A 15229-nucleotide genomic window follows, 5' to 3' on the forward strand; every position below is an offset into this window, starting at 1 on the left:
TCCCCCCCCCCCCCCCCCCCCCCCCCCTCTCTCCCCCCCCCCCCCCCCCCCCCCCCCCCCCCCCCCCCCCCCCCCCCCCCGAGGAGTGCCAGGAGCAGAGCGGTCAGCAGTCCGCGGAGCAGGGGCGTGCGCAAGCGCACACAACGGAGGACGCGCATGGTGTTCCCTTCCCTGAGTGAGGTGGGAGCGCTCCCATGAGGACATCAAGCCATCATTGACATTGACGCGTCAAGAGCGGGGGTCAAGGGCGGCCGCTCCGGCGCGGCTCCCGGTCGCCGCTCGGAGGTGTCCGGGTGAGGGGCGTGCGGAGGGGCGCGGGGTTGTCCCGGCCGGCAGTCCGGCCTGGGGTCGGCGGACAGGAGAAAGCGTTTTCTCCGCTGCCTCCCGATCGCGCTCTCCCCCGCCCTGCGCACCGCGCACGCCGACCTCCTGGGGAGCGCCGCATGCCCCCGTCCGCCGTCGCGTCGCCGTCGTCGGCACCGGTGCCACCGCCGTCGGCGGCCACCTGCCCGCGCTGCGCGCCCACGCCGACCGCACCGCACCGGTGGCGGCCGTCGATGTGGACCGGGAACGGCTCGACGCCTTCCGCGCCGCCGCCTGGCGCGTCCCGGCGCACGACGTCCCCAGCTCCCACGCGGCCCGGCTGGGCGCCTTCCTCGACGCACGCGACGCCGGTACGGGGCCCCGGGCAGCGGCCGGCAGGCCCGCGACACCCCTGGAGTTCGCCGCCGCCCTGTACGAGGCGGCGTTCACCGGCCTGCCGGTGCGAGCCGGTGAGATCGTCCCCGGCGACCCCTTCCATGCGGCCGTGCACGGCGGCCACCCCGACCGGGCACCCGGGGAGCGGGCGTGAGCGTGCGCGCCGCCCGCACCCACGGCGGGGCCGCCGCCGCCACGGCTGCGAACGGCGCGGAGATCCTGCGCCGTCCCCACCGCTCCGCCCCCGGTCCGTCCGGGTCCCGCAAGCCGTACGCCCGTCCGGTGCGCACCCGGCCGGCCGCACGGTGACCGGGCACCGCCCGAACGGCCGACGCAGGCGCACGGGGCTGCAGATGACGGCCGGTCACCTCTGGGGAGGGAACCTCCGGGGCGGCGACTCCCGGGTGCGCGGCCGGGGTCGCCTCCCGCTGCCCGGTCCGGTCGTCCCGTCCGCGGGCCGCGGGCCCGCCGGTCACCGTCGCCGGCCCCACAGCGTCCTGCCGGATCCGTAGGAGGCCGGGAAGCGGGCCGCCGCCACGGCGAGGGCGGTGGCGGCGCTGGCGATGCCCAGGACCGCGCCGGCGGCCACGTCGCCCGGGTAGTGCACGCCCGTGTGCACACGGGAGTAACCGACCGCGCCGGCCAGCGCGCCCAGCGGGACCGACGCGGCGGGCAGCACCGTCCCGACGGCGGTGGCGAACGCGACGGCCGAGGCGGTGTGCCCGGACGGGAAGGACGCCGACGTCGGCATCGGCACGTGGCGGTCGACGGTCACCCGGGCCGCCTCCCGGTCCGGCCGGTCACGGCGGACCAGGCGCTTGCCCAGCAGGTTGGCCGACGCCGAGGCCACGGCGATGGCCCCGACGCCGGCCAGCGCCGCCCGGCGCGGCCGCGGCCCGCCCAGGGCGAGGGCCCCGGCGACGGCGAACGAGATCTTGGAGTGGTCGGCCGCGTGGGAGAGCCGGCGCAGGGCCCGGTCGAGGGTCGGCGTGGGCGTGGCGGCCACCGCCGCGTACAGGGCGCCGTCCACGGCCCTGAGGTCGCCGAGCACGGCCGAGGCGACTCTGCGCAGCCCGTCGGCGGGCGGTACGGGCGTCGTGAGCGGACGGGTGACGTCCTGGTCGGTGCTGGTCGGCTCGCTCATCTCGTCTCTCCCGCGGTGGCGTCGTGGAGCAGGGCCCGGGACGGGGCCGGTGTCCGGGGTCCGGTGTCCCCGCACCGTGGGGCGGGGATCACCAGGTGCCCACGGTACGCACGCCCCACACCGGGGCGTCGCCCGCCCCGGCGCCGGGCCGGCCGCCCCGGGCCGGGCGGCCCGGGAGGCGTGCGGGCGCGGGGAGTTGCCGACCGCCGCGGCCGAACGCCCCCCGTGCCCGGAACCGCTCGGCCACGTCCGCCTCGCCCCGCGGCGGGCCCCCGGCGCTCACGTCCTCGGGCGCGGTCCCCGCCTCGCGGGCGGCCGGCCCGGCCGCCGCCTCGTCAGGACCTCCGGGCCCTTGGCCAGGGTGCCGGGCCGGGCGTCGCGCCCGGCGCCGACGGTACGGAGGGTCACGGGTTGCCCCGGCCGCGAGGAGCGGCCGGGGCGCTGTCCGGTGGTCGGTGCTCATACCGGGCGGGGGTAGGGGAAGACCCGGGAGCGCATACCCCCGCCCCGTATTCGGCGCAAGCGTGTCCATGGCTTGACTCGGTACCCCAGGGGGGTATCGTGAGCCGCATCGGGACCGGCTGCGACGAGCCGGATCCCCCTTCCCGAGGAGAGAAGGCCATGCACACCGGACTGAGGATCACCGCGTTCGCGGCCGCCCTGGCCGCCACCTTCAGCACGGCCTACGGCATCGGCCGGGGCTTCGACCCGGTCGTCGCGGACCGCGCGCCCGCGCACGAGGAGCAACACGTTCCGTCACCACCCGAGGGCGGGAAGGGCGGCGGACACACCGGGCACGGAGCCACTCCCGCCGGCGGGCTCCAGGTCTCCGAGGGCGGCTACACCCTCGACCTGGGGACTCCGCACGTCACCGCCTCGGACCGCACCGAGCTGCGCTTCACCGTCCGGGACGACCGGGGCCGACCCGTCACCGAGTACCGTCGCGAGCACGACAAGGAACTCCACCTCATCGTGGCCTCACGCGATCTGCTCACCTACCGCCACCTGCACCCGGTCCGCGCCGCCGACGGCACCTGGAGCACCCCCGTCGAACTGCCCCGGGCCGGCGGCTACCGGGTCTTCGCCGACTTCACCCCGGCGCGCGAGGGCGCGCGGGGCCTCACCCTCGGCGCGGACCTCGCCGTCTCCGGCGCCTACCGCCCGCGGGAACTGCCGCGCCCCGCCGGCACGGCGCGCGTCGACGGCTACGAGGTCGAACTGACCGGAACCCTGCGCCCGGGCCGGGCGGAGGAACTGCGCCTGACCGTCTCCCGCGACGGCAGGCCGGTCACCGACCTCCAGCCCTACCTCGGCGCCTACGGCCACCTGGTCGCCCTGCGTTCCGGCGACCTCGCTTACCTGCACGTCCACCCCCGGGGCGAACCCGGCGACGGCACGACCGAACCCGGTCCGGAGGTCTCCTTCACGGCCGCGGCGCCCAGCAGCGGCACCTACCGGCTGTTCCTGGACTTCAAGCACGGCGGAGTCGTCCGCACGGCGGCGTTCACGGTCCGGGCCGCACAGGAGACGGACGCGCGGGCACCGGGCGGGGACACGCCGGAGCACTCCGGGAGCGGCGCACCGGAGCACTCCGACGGCCACGGCCACTGAGGCCTCAGCCCAGGGCGCGGTCGAGGGTGAACGCGGCGCTGATCAGGGAGAGGTGCGTGAACGCCTGCGGGAAGTTGCCCTGCTGCTCCCCGCTGCGGCTGATCTCCTCGGCGTACAGGCCCAGGTGGTTGGCGTAGGTGAGCATCTTCTCGAAGGCGAGGGACGCCTCGTCGAGCCGCCCGGCCCGGGTCAGCGCCTCCACGTACCAGAACGAGCAGATGGAGAACGTCCCCTCGTCGCCGTGCATCCCGTCGGGGCTCACCTGCGGGTCGTAGCGGTAGACCAGCGAGTCGGACACCAGGCCCTCGGTGAGCGAGTCGAGCGTGGACAGCCACTTCGGGTCGGTCGGCGCGATGAACTTCGCCAGCGGCATCATCAGCACCGCGGCGTCCAGCACGTCCCCGTCCTCGTGCTGCACGAAGGCCCGGCGCGTCTCGGACCAGCCGTGGCTCATGATCCGCCGGTAGACGGTGTCGCGGCTCGCCTGCCAGCGCGGCAGGTCGGCGGGCAGGCCGCGCCGGTTGGCCATGCGGATGCCCCGCTCGATCGCCACCCAGCACATCAGGCGCGAGTACAGGAAGTTCTTCCGCCCGCCGCGGATCTCCCAGATCCCCTCGTCGGGCTGGTCCCAGTGCGCGCACACCCAGTCCACCAGCGCGCACACGTGGTCCCACTGCTCGCTGGAGACGGGCTCGGCCCACTTGTCGTACAGGTAGACGGAGTCGATCAGCGCCCCGTAGATGTCGAGCTGCAGCTGATCGGCCGCGGCGTTGCCGACGCGCACCGGTGCGGAGCCCTGGTGCCCCTCCAGATGGCCGAGTTCGGACTCCGGGAGGTCGGTGCGGCCGTCGATGCCGTACATGATCTGCAGCGGGCCGGAGGGGGTCTCGTGCCCCGGGCTGATGTGCCGGGAGACGAACCCCATGAACGCCTTGGCCTCCTCGGTGAAGCCCAGCCGCAGCAGCGCGTACACGCAGAACGCCGCGTCGCGCACCCACACGTACCGGTAGTCCCAGTTGCGTTCCCCGCCGATCTCCTCGGGCAGGCTGGTCGTCGGCGCCGCCACGATCGCCCCGGTCGGTGCGTAGGTGAGCAGCTTCAGGGTGAGGGCGGAGCGGTGCACCATCTCCCGCCAGCGGCCCCGGTAGCGCGAGGAGGACAGCCAGTTCCGCCAGTACCGCACCGTCGCGCCGAACTGCTCCTCCGCCTCGCCGCACGCGCACCGGCTCGGGGCCACCTCGCCGCCGACCCGGTCCAGCGCGAACACCGCCGTCTCGCCCTCGGCCAGCTTGAACCCGGCCCGCACGTCCGGGCCCTCCTCCTCCAGGGGGACGGTCGCGGTGAGCGCCAGGGACAGCCCCTCGCCGTCGAAGACCGCCAGGTCGCCGGTCACCCGCACGGTGTGCGGCCGGGTGCCGTAGTCGAACCGCGGCGCCACCCGCGTCCGGAACGGGACGGAGCCGCGCACGCACAGCACCCGCCGGATCAGCCGGTGCCGGCCCTCCGCGCCCGCCTCCTCGACGACGGGCATGAAGTCCTGGACCTCGCCGACGCCGTCCTCGGTGAAGAACCGGGTGATCAGGACGTTGGTGTAGGGGAAGTAGAACTGCTTGGTGCGCGCCGGCACGGCCGCCGCCAGCTCGAAGCACCCGCCGCGTTCGGCGTCGAGGACCGCCGCGAAGACGCTCGGCGAGTCGAAGGACGGGCAGCAGTACCAGTCGACGGTGCCGTCGGTCCCCACGAGCGCCACGGTGCGCAGGTCGCCGATCAGCCCGTGGTCGGCGATCGGCACGTACCGGCCCTTCCCCGACGCGTCCCGCTCCCCGGCCGTACCGTTCATCGCGGCCTCCTCGGCTCCGGTACCCCCCGCCCCTGCCAGCTTAGGCACCCCCTGCCGTACCGGCCGCCGGGACGGCCGGCGGATCACGCCACGACGACGTGCACCCCCGCCTCCTCGAACCGGCGCACCGTCCGCGGATCCGCCGACGCGTCCGTCACCAGCGTGCCCACCGAATCGGTCGCGCAGATCCGGGCGAACGCCCGCCGGCCCAGCTTGCTGGAGTCGGCGGCCACGATCACCCGCTCGGCGCGCTCGCACAGCAGCCGGTTGATCGCGGCCTCCGCCTCGTCGTGGGCCGTGGCGCCGTGCGCGACGTCGAAGGCGACGACGCCGAGCACCGCCGCGTCGAGGGTGATCTGCTCCAGTACCCCGTCCGCGAGCGGCCCGACGAGCTCGTACGACTGGGCCCGCGCCACCCCGCCGGTCACCACGATCTTGAACTGCGGCCGCACCGCGAGCTCGTTCGCGATGTTGAGCGCGTTCGTCACCACGGTCAGCGCGGGCGGACCGGAGGTGAGGTCACCGCGCACGGCCAGTGCCCGCGCCACCTCCGTGGTGGTCGTGCCGCCGGTCAGGCCGACCGCCTCGCCCGGCGCGACGAGGTCCGCCACCGCCTTCGCGATGCGCTGCTTCTGGGGGGCGCGGCGTGCGGTCTTGTAGCGCAGCGGCAGCTCGTAGGAGACCCCGTGCACGACCGCGCCGCCCCGGGTGCGCACCAGCATCCGCTGCTCGGCGAGCCGGTCGAGGTCGCGCCGGATCGTCGCCGCCGACACCGACAGCTCGGCGGCCGCCTCCCCGACGTCCAGCCGGCCGCGCTCGACGAGCAGCTCCAGCAGCGTCTTCCAGCGGGCGTCCCGCGACATCCGCCCTCCTGTTCCCGGCCGTTCCGCGTCCTCGGGCGACCCTAACGCACCCCCTTCTTCCCTCCGGATGCTTGATTCTGCGCGAAACCCCGCTCTATCTTGCAACAACAATCACCGAGCGGCCGGGGGGCGGCATGGCCCATGTCGAGGACGAGCTCAACAGCCAGCCCGAGTGCTGGAGCCGCGCCGCGGCACAGGCCGCGGAGCACGCCCCGGCCCTGCCGGCGCCCGGTGAGCGGGTCGCGGTCGTCGGCTGCGGCACCTCGTACTTCATGGCCCGGGCGGTCGCGGCCCTGCGCGAGACGGCGGGCCGGGGGGAGACCGACGCCTTCGCCGCCTCGGAGTTCCCGCACGGCCGCTCCTACGACCGGGTCCTCGCCCTGACCCGCTCCGGCACCACCACCGAAGTCCTGGACCTGCTCGGGCGGTTGAAGGGCACCACCCGCACCGCGGCGGTCACCGCCGACCCGGCCGCGCCCGTGGTGTCCCTGGCCGACGAGCAGGTCGTCCTCGACCACGCGGACGAACGCTCCGTCGTCCAGACCCGGTTCGCGACCACCGCCCTCACCCTGCTCCGCGCCCACCTGGGCCTGCACACCGAAGCGGTCGTCGAGGACGCCCGGACGGCGCTCGAAGCACCCCTGCCCGAAGGACTCGCGGGCTGCTCCCAGTTCACCTTCCTCGGCCGCGGCTGGACCGTCGGCCTGGCCGGCGAGGCCGGGCTGAAGATGCGCGAGGCCGCACTGGCGTGGGCGGAGGCCTACCCGGCGATGGAGTACCGGCACGGCCCCATCAGCGTCACCACCCGCGGAACGGCGACCTGGATGCTCGGACCGGCCCCCGACGGCCTGGCCCGGCAGGTCAGGGGCACCGGGGGACTGTGGATCGAGGGCACCCTCGACCCGCTGGCCGAACTCGTCCGGGTCCAGCGCCTCGCGGTCGCCGTCGCCGCGGCCCGCGGGCTCGACCCCGACCACCCCCGCCACCTCACCCGCTCGGTCGTCCTCGCGCCCTGACCCCGCCGGAAAGGACAGGCCGTGCCCCTCGCACCCACCGGCGAGCTCGTCGCCCGCGCCACCGCGCACCGCGCCGCGGTCGCCTCGTTCAACGTCATCACCCTCGAACACGTCGAGGCCGTCATCGCCGGCGCGGAGTCGGTGCGCGCCCCCGTCGTCCTGCAGATCAGCGAGAACACCGTCAGGTTCCGCCACGGCCGCCTGCTGCCGCTCGCCCGCGCCGCCGTCGCCGCCGCCGAACGCGCCGCCGTCCCCGTCGCCCTGCACCTGGACCACGTACGGAGCGACGCCCTGCTGCGCCAGGCACCGGACGCCGGCTTCGGCTCCGTGATGTACGACGCGGCCCGGCTGCCCTACGCCGAGAACCTCGCCGCGACCCGGGCCGCCGCCGACTGGGCCCACGCCCGGGGCCTGTGGATCGAGGCGGAGCTGGGGCGGATCGGCGGCAAGGACGGGGAGCCCCCGCCGGACGCCCACGACCCCGGCGCCCGCACCGACCCCGACCGGGCCCGTGCCTTCGTCGCCGGTTCCGGGGTGGACGCGCTGGCCGTCGCCGTCGGCACCACCCACGCCATGACCACCCGCACGGCCGCCCTCGACCACGGCCTCCTCACCCGCCTGAGCGCGGCCCTCGACGTCCCCCTCGTCCTGCACGGCTCCTCGGGCCTGCCGGACGAGGAGCTCGCCGCGGCGGTCGCGGGCGGCATCGCCAAGGTCAACGTCGGCACGGCCCTGAACGTCGCCATGACCGGCGCGATCAGGGAGTTCCTCACCGCCCGCCCCGAGGCGGTCGACTCCCGCGGCTACCTGACGGCGGGCCGGGAGGCGATGACCCGGACGGTGGCGGCGGTCATCGGGGCGCTCGGCCCGGTCCCCGCGGCGCCCTGAGCGGCCGGCCGGTCAGCGCTTCACGGCCTTCAGCACCACGAACTTCGGGTCGGACGCCACCACTTCGCCGTTCCCGAACAGCCGGCGCAGCTTCACGTGGTACCCCAGGTGCCGGTTGCCGACCACCCACAGCTCGCCGCCCGGGCGCAGGGCGCGCCGGGCGCCGGTGAACATGCGCCAGGCCGTGGCGTCGGTGGTCGCCTGGTGGGAGTGGAAGGGCGGGTTGTTGAGCACGAGGTCGACGCTGCCGGCCGGTACGCCCGTCAGGCCGTCGCCGACCCGGAACTCGGCGTGCCCGGGGGCGCCGTTGGCCCGGTGGGTGGCCCGGGCGGACGCCACCGCCTGGAAGGACTCGTCCGTGAACAGCACCTCGGCCCGCGGATCGGCCAGCGTTGCCGCCGTACCGACCACGCCGTTGCCGCAGCCCAGGTCCACCACCCGGCCGCCGCTGCGGCCGGTCGGCAGGTGCTTCAGGAAGAACCGGGTGCCGATGTCGAGGCGGTCGGCGCAGAAGACGCCCGCGTGGTTGACGACGGTCCGCCCGGAGACCGGGCCGATGCCGTCGGGCAGGGTGTAGCGGTACGGCCACGGATTGGCGGGACGCTCCAGCGCGGGATCCGGCGTGCAGAGGATCAGCCGGGCCTTCCGCTCGGCCAGCGAGGTCCGGGTCGGGCCGAGGATCCGCTCGAAGAGGTCCAGCGTCGAGGTGTGGATCTCCTTCACCATGCCCGTGCCGACGACCACCGTGCCCCCGTGCACCGCCGGGGCCAGCCGCAGCAGCTGGTCCTCCAGCAGCGCCAGGCTCTTCGGCACGCGCACCAGCAGCACGTCCACCCGGTCCGGCGGGGGGTCCTGCGTGGTGAGCAGCCGGACCGCGCCCGGCTCGACGCCGTTGCGGGCCAGGTTCGCGCGGGTCGCCTCCTGCCCGAGCCAGGAGTCGGTGATCTGCGTCGGCCGGTGCGCCGCGAGCGCCGTGGCCAGCGCGCCCCAGCGGTCCCCGACGACCACGACCGTGCCGGACAGCGGGACCTGCCGTTCGGCGAGGTGCCTCAGGAGGTAGGTGTCGGAGGCGTCCCAGGCGCGCAGCCTCTCACGCGGGTCCTCGGGGAAACGGGCCAGCACCGGCTCGCCCCACGGAGTCGTCATACGGTCGTTCATCGTGCGACCAGGCTAGCCGAGCCGCAGGTCGGGACGGGTCGGGAGGGACGGAGGGAGGCCGGGCCGTTCCCCCGCGCCCGTGCGCGGGTGGCGCCCGGCGCGGGGCGCGTGCCCGGCCGGCCGGACGCCCGGGACGGCACCGGCACCCGTACGGCCGCCCCCGCACCGCCGTCGACGGCGACGGCGTCCCGGTGGCCCCCCTCCCCGCCCGGCTCGGCGGACCGGACCGCCCCGCGGGTGAGCGGGCGGCAGGCGGCGCCGGTTGCGGATCATGGGAGACTCGCCCTCATGAGCGGGAAGGCGGACCCCCGGCCGGCGGGGGCAGGGACCACCTCGAGGACGCGGCTGGACCGGGGGCGCGGGGCGCTCGGCCCCGCGCTGGAGCTCGTGCACACCGGACGCGCGCCGACCCGCGCGGTCCTCACCGCCGAGCTCGGGGTGACCCGGGCCACGGCCGGAGCGGTCGCCGCCGAGCTGGAGGCGCTCGGACTGATCCGGGTGGACGCCCGTCCCGGCGCGGCGGCCGGTTCGCAGGGGCGTCCCTCGCACCGGCTCTCGGTCGCCGAGGACGGCCCCGTCGCGCTCGCCGCGCAGGTGCACGTCGACGGTTTCCGGGCGGCGCTGGTCGGGCTCGGCGGCCGCATCGTGGCGACCACACCCGGCTGCGAGGCGGTCGACGCCGACCCGGCGAAGGTGCTGGGCTCCGTCGTCGCGGCCGGCGCGGAGCTGCTGCGGGAGACCGGACGGCGGTGCGTGGGCGCCGGTCTCGCGGTGCCCTCGGCGGTGGCCGAACCGGAAGGGCTGGCCCTCAGCCCGCTGCGCCTGGCCTGGCCCGCGGGCGCACCGGTGCGGGAGATCTTCACCGAGCAGGTGCGGGCGGCCGGCCTCCCCGGACCCGTCTTCGCGGCCAACGACATCAACCTCGCCGCCCTGGCCGAGCACCGGCACGGCGCCGGGCGCGGATCCCGCGACCTGCTGTGCGTGGCCACCGGCCACCGCGGTGTGGGCGGTGCGCTGGTGCTCGACGGCCGTCTGCACTCGGGCAGTTCGGGACTCGCCCTGGAGGTCGGCCACCTCGCCGTCAACCCCGAGGGCCGGCCCTGCCACTGCGGCAGCCGCGGCTGCCTGGACGTGGAGACGGACCCGCTGGCCCTCCTCACCGCGGCGGGACGCGTCCCGGGCCCCGAGACGTCCCTGCTGAAGCAGGCCGACGACCTGATCCGCGGACAGTACGACGACCCGGCCGTCCGCGCGGCCGCCGAGGCCCTCATCGACCGCCTCGGGTCCGGGCTGGCCGGCCTGGTCAACATCCTCAACCCCGACCGGATCATCCTGGGCGGCCTGCACCGCACCCTCCTGGAGGCCGACCCCGACCGGCTCCGCGCCGTCGTCGCCGACCGCAGTCTGTGGGGCCGCAGCGGCGGTGTGCCGATCCTCGCCTGCACCCTGGACCACAACAGCCTGGTCGGCGCCGCCGAGCTGGCCTGGCAGCCGGTGCTGGACGATCCGCTGGCGGCGCTGGCGGCGCTGTCGTAGTGGTGCGGCCCGCATCGTTTCCGGGGGACCGGACACCCGGCCCGGCGGGTCGGCCCGCGACCGGCCCCCCGCGGCCCGGCCGACGGCGCACAATGATCCACGCGCACCGGTCGCGGATCCACGCGCACCGGTCGCGGGAGGCGGCCCGACGGACCCGACGGACAGGAAAGCCGACACCATGACCGACAGGCTCACCGTGAGCGTCCCGGGCGCCGCCCCCTGAGCACCCGTACGACCCGTACGCAGCGTGCGGGACCCCCACGTTCGAAGACACCGGAGGAGACCGTCGTGTCCAAGCCCCCACTGCCGCCCGAGGCCGAGGCCCTGCTGCGCCGTCCCAACCCCTGTGTCATGGCCACGGTCCGCTCCGACGGCGCGCCCGTCTCCACCCCCACCTGGTACCTGTGGGAGGACGGCCGCGCGCTGGTCAACCTCGACGAGGGCCGGGTGCGGCTGAAGCACCTGCGCCGCGACCCGCGCATCACCCTCACCGTCCTGGCCGAGGACGACTGGTACACCCACGTCACCCTGCTCGGCCGCGTCGTCGACCTGCGCGACGACGACGGTCTGACCGACATCGACCGCCTCTCCCGGCACTACACCGGCCGCGCCTACCCGGAGCGGAAGCGCGCCCGGGTCAGCGCCTGGATCGAGGTCGACCGCTGGCACGGCTGGGGCGCCATGAAGGACAGCGACCAGGCGTCCGCCTGACCCCCCGCGGGAGAGCCGGCGGGGCGCGCCGGTGCCGGACGCCCGGCACCGGCGCGGGCGCGGGCGGACGAACGGCCGGGACGGCGCCGCCGTCCGGTCAGCCGACGACGGCGGACCGGGCGGGGGCGGGTTCGGGCCGGCGGTCCTCGGCGGGCTCGGCGAGTGCCACCTGCGCGAACCGGGGATCGGGACGCTCGCCGGCCGCGAGCCGCGGATGCCGGTCCCAGGCCGCCGGGGCGGTCGCGGAGGGCGTCGGCAGGGTGAACCACACGACCTTGCCGCAGTCGCCGTCCGGCAGCGCGCCCCAGCTCTCGCTCATCGCGGCCACCATGGCCAGCCCCCTCCCGCACGTGGCGAGCGGACCGGCGTCCTCCACGACCGGCAGACGCGGGTCGTGGTCGCGCACCGAGACCTTGAGCCGGTCGAGCAGCAGCTCCATCTCGACGGTGCACGTCTTGTCGGGCAGGGCGTGCCGGTGGACGTTGGACAACAGCTCCGTCACACCGAGCGAGGCCCGGTCTATCAAAGGATCCATGTGCCAGTAGCGCAACTGCGCAGAGACGATTCTGCGGACCTGGCCGATCCGCGACGGCAGGGCTTGGAGCTCCACCGTGCAGTGCCTGCTTGGATGACTGATCACGGCTGCGACTCCCCGATGTCAGGTCCGGAAAGACGTCCGGAAGAACACGGAGTACGGATCCAGCAGGGCGTCCGCGTGACGCTGCCGCCTGCTGTCGTGGCCGGCGGGCTGGTTCGCAGCGTTATCGCCGGTAAACCCAGAGTGACGTGGGACCAGCGTGACGCACGAGGCGAAGTGACGCAAGTCACGGTCATCTCAGGCGCCGCGCCCCGACGCCCGGCGGACGGCCTCGATGAAACGGCGGGCCGCGGGCGGGCCCGGTTCGCCCGGCGCGGGATCGTGGTCGCCCAGGGTCAGCAGGTACCGCTTGCCGTTGAGATCCGCGAGCGCCCGGTCCTCGGGCGCGAACCAGGGCCGGGACGCGCGGACCGCCTGCACCGGCGCGCTGTCGATCTCACTGCCGTAGCTGGTGAGCAACTCCAGCCTGCCGTCGCTGATCCGGACCTGGCCGGCCCGGGTGAGCGACCGCAGCCGCTTGCCGATCCGCACGCCCGTGGCCGTGAACTCCGGCTCCGCCATGCCACCCGCCCCCTTGTGCGCGTCGGTGTGACCGGACCGCGCTCCGCGGGCCCGGCTCGTGTCCGGAAGCAGGTGTGCCCCGGTACGGGGACCTGCTCCCGCCGGTGCAGTCTGCCCCCGTCCGCCGTGGAGCACCAGTGCGCGCGCCCCCGTTCCCCGGGGCGCCCGGAGCACTCGGGTCCTCATGCCCCCGCGTTCATGCGCCCCCTTTGCCCCAGGGTGCCTTTGAGCCGCCCAAAGGAGCGTTTATGCAGGTGGGAAGTGGTGCGGAGGGTGCCTATGATCGGTGCGCCGACCGCACGGGACGCCGTCGGCGCTCAGCGTAAGGAGCCCGCCGTGAGCACCTCCCCCTTTGCCCCGACCGGCGCCACCCCCGACGTCGACCACGGCGACCCCGCCTACCGGGCCTGGCTGAAAGAGGCCGTGCGCAGGGTCCAGGCCGACGCCAACCGCTCGGCCGACACCCACCTGCTGCGCTTCCCGCTGCCCGAGCGGTGGGGCGTCGACCTCTACCTGAAGGACGAGTCGACCCACCCCACCGGCAGCCTCAAGCACCGGCTGGCGCGCTCCCTCTTCCTCTACGGCCTCTGCAACGGCTGGATCCGGCCGGACCGTCCGGTGATCGAGGCCTCCAGCGGTTCGACGGCCGTCTCCGAGGCGTACTTCGCGAAGCTGATCGGCGTGCCCTTCATCGCCGTCATGCCGCGCACGACGAGCGCCGAGAAGTGCCGCCTGATCGAGTTCCACGGCGGGCGGTGCCACTTCGTGGACGACCCCCGCACGATGTACGAGGCGTCGGCGGCCCTCGCGGCGGAGACCGGCGGCCACTACATGGACCAGTTCACCTACGCGGAACGGGCCACGGACTGGCGCGGCAACAACAACATCGCCGAATCGATCTTCCGGCAGATGGAGCTGGAGCGGTTCCCGGAACCCGCCTGGATCGTCGCCACGGCCGGCACCGGCGGCACCTCGGCGACCCTCGCGCGCTACGTGCGCTACATGCAGTACGACACCCGCATCTGTGTCGCCGATCCGGAGAACTCGTGCTTCTTCGAGGGCTGGACCACCGGCGATCCGGACGTCACCTGCGACCGCGGTTCCCGCATCGAGGGCATCGGACGGCCCCGCATGGAACCGAGCTTCGTGCCCGGCGCCGTCGACCGGATGATGAAGGTGCCCGACGCGGCCAGTGTGGCCGCCGTGCGGGCCCTGGAGCGGGTCATCGGCCGCAAGGCGGGCGGCTCGACCGGCACCGGCCTGTGGAGCGCGCTGAAGATCGTCGCGGAGATGGTGGCCGACGGGCGGCGGGGGAGCGTGGTGACGCTGCTGTGCGACCCGGGGGACCGCTACCTCGACAAGTACTACTCGGACGCCTGGCTGGCCGAGCAGGGCCTGGATCCCGCGCCCTACGCGGCGGCGATCGACTCCCTGCTGCGGACGGGGGCCTGGCCCGGCTGACGGACGGGCCCCGCCGTCGGGCCCGGGGGGAGATGGGGGTCATGGGCCGAACCCCCTTGACCGGGGCCGGGGTTGCGGCGGGCCGGACCCCGCACCCCGGCCGGCGGCCCGTCAGGTGTCCGCGGGCTCCCCGTCCTCCTCCTCGGGCTCACCCGCCACCACCAGCCGCCGCAGACGTTCCGCGATCTCCTCGCGCGCCTCGTCCGGCAGTCCGGCATCGGTCACGAGGGTGTCGACCTGGTCCAGGGAGGCGAACGAACTCAGCCCCACCGTGCCCCACTTGGTGTGGTCGGCGACCACCACCACGCGTCTCGCCGACTGCACCAGCCGCCGGTTGGTCTCGGCCTCCGCGAGGTTCGGCGTCGACAGGCCCGCCTCGACGGATATCCCGTGCACCCCGAGGAACAGCAGGTCGAAGTGGAGCGCCGCGATCGCCTGGTCGGCCACCGGACCCACCAGCGAGTCGGACGGGGTGCGCACCCCGCCGGTCAGCACCACCGTGGCCGCCCCCTGCCGGGGACCCGAGGTGCGCTGCGCCGCGTGGAAGACGTCCGCCACCCGCACCGAGTTGGTGACCACCGTCAGATCGGGGACGTCGAGCAGCCGGTGCGCCAGCGCGAACGTCGTCGTACCGCCCGAGAGCGCGATCGCCGCGCCCGGGGAGACCAGTTCGGCCGCCGCCCGCGCGATGTCCTCCTTGGCGCTCAGCTCCAGGCCCGACTTGGCCTCGAACCCGGGTTCGTGCGTGCTCGCCTCCACCACGGGGACCGCCCCGCCGTGCACCTTCTCCAGCACGCCCTGCCGGGCCAGCGCGTCGAGGTCGCGGCGGACGGTCATGTCCGACACGCCGAGCTTGCGGGTCAGCTCGTTGACCCGGACCCCGCCCCGGCGCCGGACCTCGTCGAGGATCAGGGCGCGCCGCTGCTCCGCGAGGAGGTTCTGATTCTCGCTCACGTACGCTCCGGTCCTTTCGCTCGAAACCGTCCGACACGCCGCCCCGGGCACCCCTTCCGACGAGCGCGTTCTCCGCGCCGCCGGTGCGCGGACGTCCCATCCTCGCACGCCGGGACCCGGAGGGCGCCACCGGTGGATCGCCGCGTGCATGTCAGTGATGTCCCGTAGGGTGCCTGCCCGTCACGCGGA

At 75.3% G+C, this 15229-nt stretch carries 16 protein-coding genes; 9 read left to right on the forward strand and 7 right to left on the reverse strand.

The features are described from left to right. From ACZ56B_RS14545 to ACZ56B_RS14555, 3 genes are all read left to right on the forward strand, one after another. The coding region (locus ACZ56B_RS14545; protein ID WP_468789800.1) for a hypothetical protein at nucleotides 1-198 on the forward strand (198 nt) is incomplete at its 5' end. A gap of 346 nt (nucleotides 199-544) precedes the next feature. Beyond that, a complete protein-coding gene (locus ACZ56B_RS14550; protein WP_468789802.1) occupies nucleotides 545-853 on the forward strand; it encodes a hypothetical protein in 309 nt (102 codons plus the stop codon). Continuing rightward, nucleotides 850-1008 carry a hypothetical protein gene (locus tag ACZ56B_RS14555; RefSeq protein ID WP_468789804.1) on the forward strand — a complete coding sequence of 53 codons (159 nt, stop codon included), beginning with the start codon at nucleotides 850-852 and terminating at the stop codon, nucleotides 1006-1008. Before ACZ56B_RS14550 ends, ACZ56B_RS14555 begins: the two co-directional genes overlap by 4 nt. A 163-nt stretch (nucleotides 1009-1171) precedes the next feature. Here ACZ56B_RS14555 and ACZ56B_RS14560 read toward each other — a convergent pair whose 3' ends face one another. Next, the gene (locus ACZ56B_RS14560) at nucleotides 1172-1843 is read right to left on the reverse strand and encodes a phosphatase PAP2 family protein (RefSeq protein WP_468789806.1); all 672 of its coding nucleotides are present in this window, start codon (nucleotides 1841-1843) and stop codon (nucleotides 1172-1174) included. A 621-nt stretch (nucleotides 1844-2464) separates the two neighbouring features. Here ACZ56B_RS14560 and ACZ56B_RS14565 point away from each other — a divergent pair. Beyond that, nucleotides 2465-3454 carry a hypothetical protein gene (locus ACZ56B_RS14565; protein ID WP_468789808.1) on the forward strand — a complete coding sequence of 330 codons (990 nt, stop codon included), beginning with the start codon at nucleotides 2465-2467 and terminating at the stop codon, nucleotides 3452-3454. A gap of 4 nt (nucleotides 3455-3458) precedes the next feature. Here the strand turns inward: ACZ56B_RS14565 and ACZ56B_RS14570 are convergent, their stop codons facing one another. Next, on the reverse strand, nucleotides 3459-5294 hold the full coding sequence (locus tag ACZ56B_RS14570) for a glycoside hydrolase family 15 protein (RefSeq protein WP_468789810.1): 1836 nt from the start codon (nucleotides 5292-5294) through the stop codon (nucleotides 3459-3461). A gap of 83 nt (nucleotides 5295-5377) precedes the next feature. Further along, complete coding sequence (locus ACZ56B_RS14575; protein ID WP_468789812.1) at nucleotides 5378-6157, reverse strand: DeoR/GlpR family DNA-binding transcription regulator; 780 nt, start codon at nucleotides 6155-6157, stop codon at nucleotides 5378-5380. Nucleotides 6158-6291: 134 nt separating this feature from the next. Between ACZ56B_RS14575 and ACZ56B_RS14580 the strand changes: the two genes are divergently transcribed. Both ACZ56B_RS14580 and ACZ56B_RS14585 read left to right on the forward strand, forming a co-directional pair. Continuing rightward, nucleotides 6292-7173 carry an SIS domain-containing protein gene (locus tag ACZ56B_RS14580; protein ID WP_468789894.1) on the forward strand — a complete coding sequence of 294 codons (882 nt, stop codon included), beginning with the start codon at nucleotides 6292-6294 and terminating at the stop codon, nucleotides 7171-7173. Between the two features lie 21 nt (nucleotides 7174-7194). After that, the gene (locus ACZ56B_RS14585; protein WP_468789814.1) at nucleotides 7195-8061 is read left to right on the forward strand and encodes a class II fructose-bisphosphate aldolase; all 867 of its coding nucleotides are present in this window, start codon (nucleotides 7195-7197) and stop codon (nucleotides 8059-8061) included. A gap of 12 nt (nucleotides 8062-8073) precedes the next feature. On the opposite strand, the gene ACZ56B_RS14590 is transcribed toward ACZ56B_RS14585, so the two are convergent. Next, nucleotides 8074-9207 (reverse strand): methyltransferase, encoded by a 1134-nt coding sequence (locus ACZ56B_RS14590; protein ID WP_468789895.1) that lies wholly within the window; start codon nucleotides 9205-9207, stop codon nucleotides 8074-8076. A 300-nt stretch (nucleotides 9208-9507) separates the two neighbouring features. Here ACZ56B_RS14590 and ACZ56B_RS14595 point away from each other — a divergent pair, with 300 nt between their 5' ends. Next, entirely contained in the window at nucleotides 9508-10755 is a 1248-nt protein-coding gene (locus ACZ56B_RS14595) for an ROK family protein (RefSeq protein ID WP_468789816.1), read from the forward strand. Nucleotides 10756-11043: 288 nt separating this feature from the next. Next, on the forward strand, nucleotides 11044-11466 hold the full coding sequence (locus ACZ56B_RS14600; RefSeq protein ID WP_468789818.1) for a PPOX class F420-dependent oxidoreductase: 423 nt from the start codon (nucleotides 11044-11046) through the stop codon (nucleotides 11464-11466). Between the two features lie 97 nt (nucleotides 11467-11563). On the opposite strand, the gene ACZ56B_RS14605 is transcribed toward ACZ56B_RS14600, so the two are convergent. Together ACZ56B_RS14605 and ACZ56B_RS14610 are read right to left on the reverse strand one after the other, a co-directional pair. Next, nucleotides 11564-12106, reverse strand: a complete 543-nt coding sequence (locus ACZ56B_RS14605) for an ATP-binding protein (RefSeq protein ID WP_468789819.1) — start codon at nucleotides 12104-12106, stop codon at nucleotides 11564-11566. A 195-nt stretch (nucleotides 12107-12301) separates the two neighbouring features. Further along, nucleotides 12302-12625 carry a hypothetical protein gene (locus ACZ56B_RS14610; protein WP_159530002.1) on the reverse strand — a complete coding sequence of 108 codons (324 nt, stop codon included), beginning with the start codon at nucleotides 12623-12625 and terminating at the stop codon, nucleotides 12302-12304. 336 nt (nucleotides 12626-12961) lie between these two features. Here ACZ56B_RS14610 and cds1 point away from each other — a divergent pair, with 336 nt between their 5' ends. After that, the gene (cds1, locus tag ACZ56B_RS14615) at nucleotides 12962-14086 is read left to right on the forward strand and encodes an L-cysteine desulfhydrase Cds1 (protein WP_468789820.1); all 1125 of its coding nucleotides are present in this window, start codon (nucleotides 12962-12964) and stop codon (nucleotides 14084-14086) included. A gap of 111 nt (nucleotides 14087-14197) precedes the next feature. Here cds1 and ACZ56B_RS14620 read toward each other — a convergent pair whose 3' ends face one another. After that, nucleotides 14198-15040 carry a DeoR/GlpR family DNA-binding transcription regulator gene (locus ACZ56B_RS14620; protein WP_468789821.1) on the reverse strand — a complete coding sequence of 281 codons (843 nt, stop codon included), beginning with the start codon at nucleotides 15038-15040 and terminating at the stop codon, nucleotides 14198-14200. Nucleotides 15041-15229: the final 189 nt, after the last annotated feature.

The sequence above is a fragment of the Streptomyces sp. NPDC034670 genome (assembly GCF_055574875.1).

What these genes read in the sequence shown, in the direction of transcription:
- ACZ56B_RS14560 (WP_468789806.1), bottom strand. Translation starts at nt 1,843, where the DNA reads ATGAGCGAGCCGACCAGCACCGACCAGGACGTCACCCGTCCGCTCACG.
- ACZ56B_RS14565 (WP_468789808.1), top strand. Translation starts at nt 2,465, where the DNA reads ATGCACACCGGACTGAGGATCACCGCGTTCGCGGCCGCCCTGGCCGCC.
- ACZ56B_RS14570 (WP_468789810.1), bottom strand. Translation starts at nt 5,294, where the DNA reads ATGAACGGTACGGCCGGGGAGCGGGACGCGTCGGGGAAGGGCCGGTAC.
- ACZ56B_RS14575 (WP_468789812.1), bottom strand. Translation starts at nt 6,157, where the DNA reads ATGTCGCGGGACGCCCGCTGGAAGACGCTGCTGGAGCTGCTCGTCGAG.
- ACZ56B_RS14580 (WP_468789894.1), top strand. Translation starts at nt 6,292, where the DNA reads ATGGCCCATGTCGAGGACGAGCTCAACAGCCAGCCCGAGTGCTGGAGC.
- ACZ56B_RS14590 (WP_468789895.1), bottom strand. Translation starts at nt 9,207, where the DNA reads ATGACGACTCCGTGGGGCGAGCCGGTGCTGGCCCGTTTCCCCGAGGAC.
- ACZ56B_RS14595 (WP_468789816.1), top strand. Translation starts at nt 9,508, where the DNA reads ATGAGCGGGAAGGCGGACCCCCGGCCGGCGGGGGCAGGGACCACCTCG.
- ACZ56B_RS14610 (WP_159530002.1), bottom strand. Translation starts at nt 12,625, where the DNA reads ATGGCGGAGCCGGAGTTCACGGCCACGGGCGTGCGGATCGGCAAGCGG.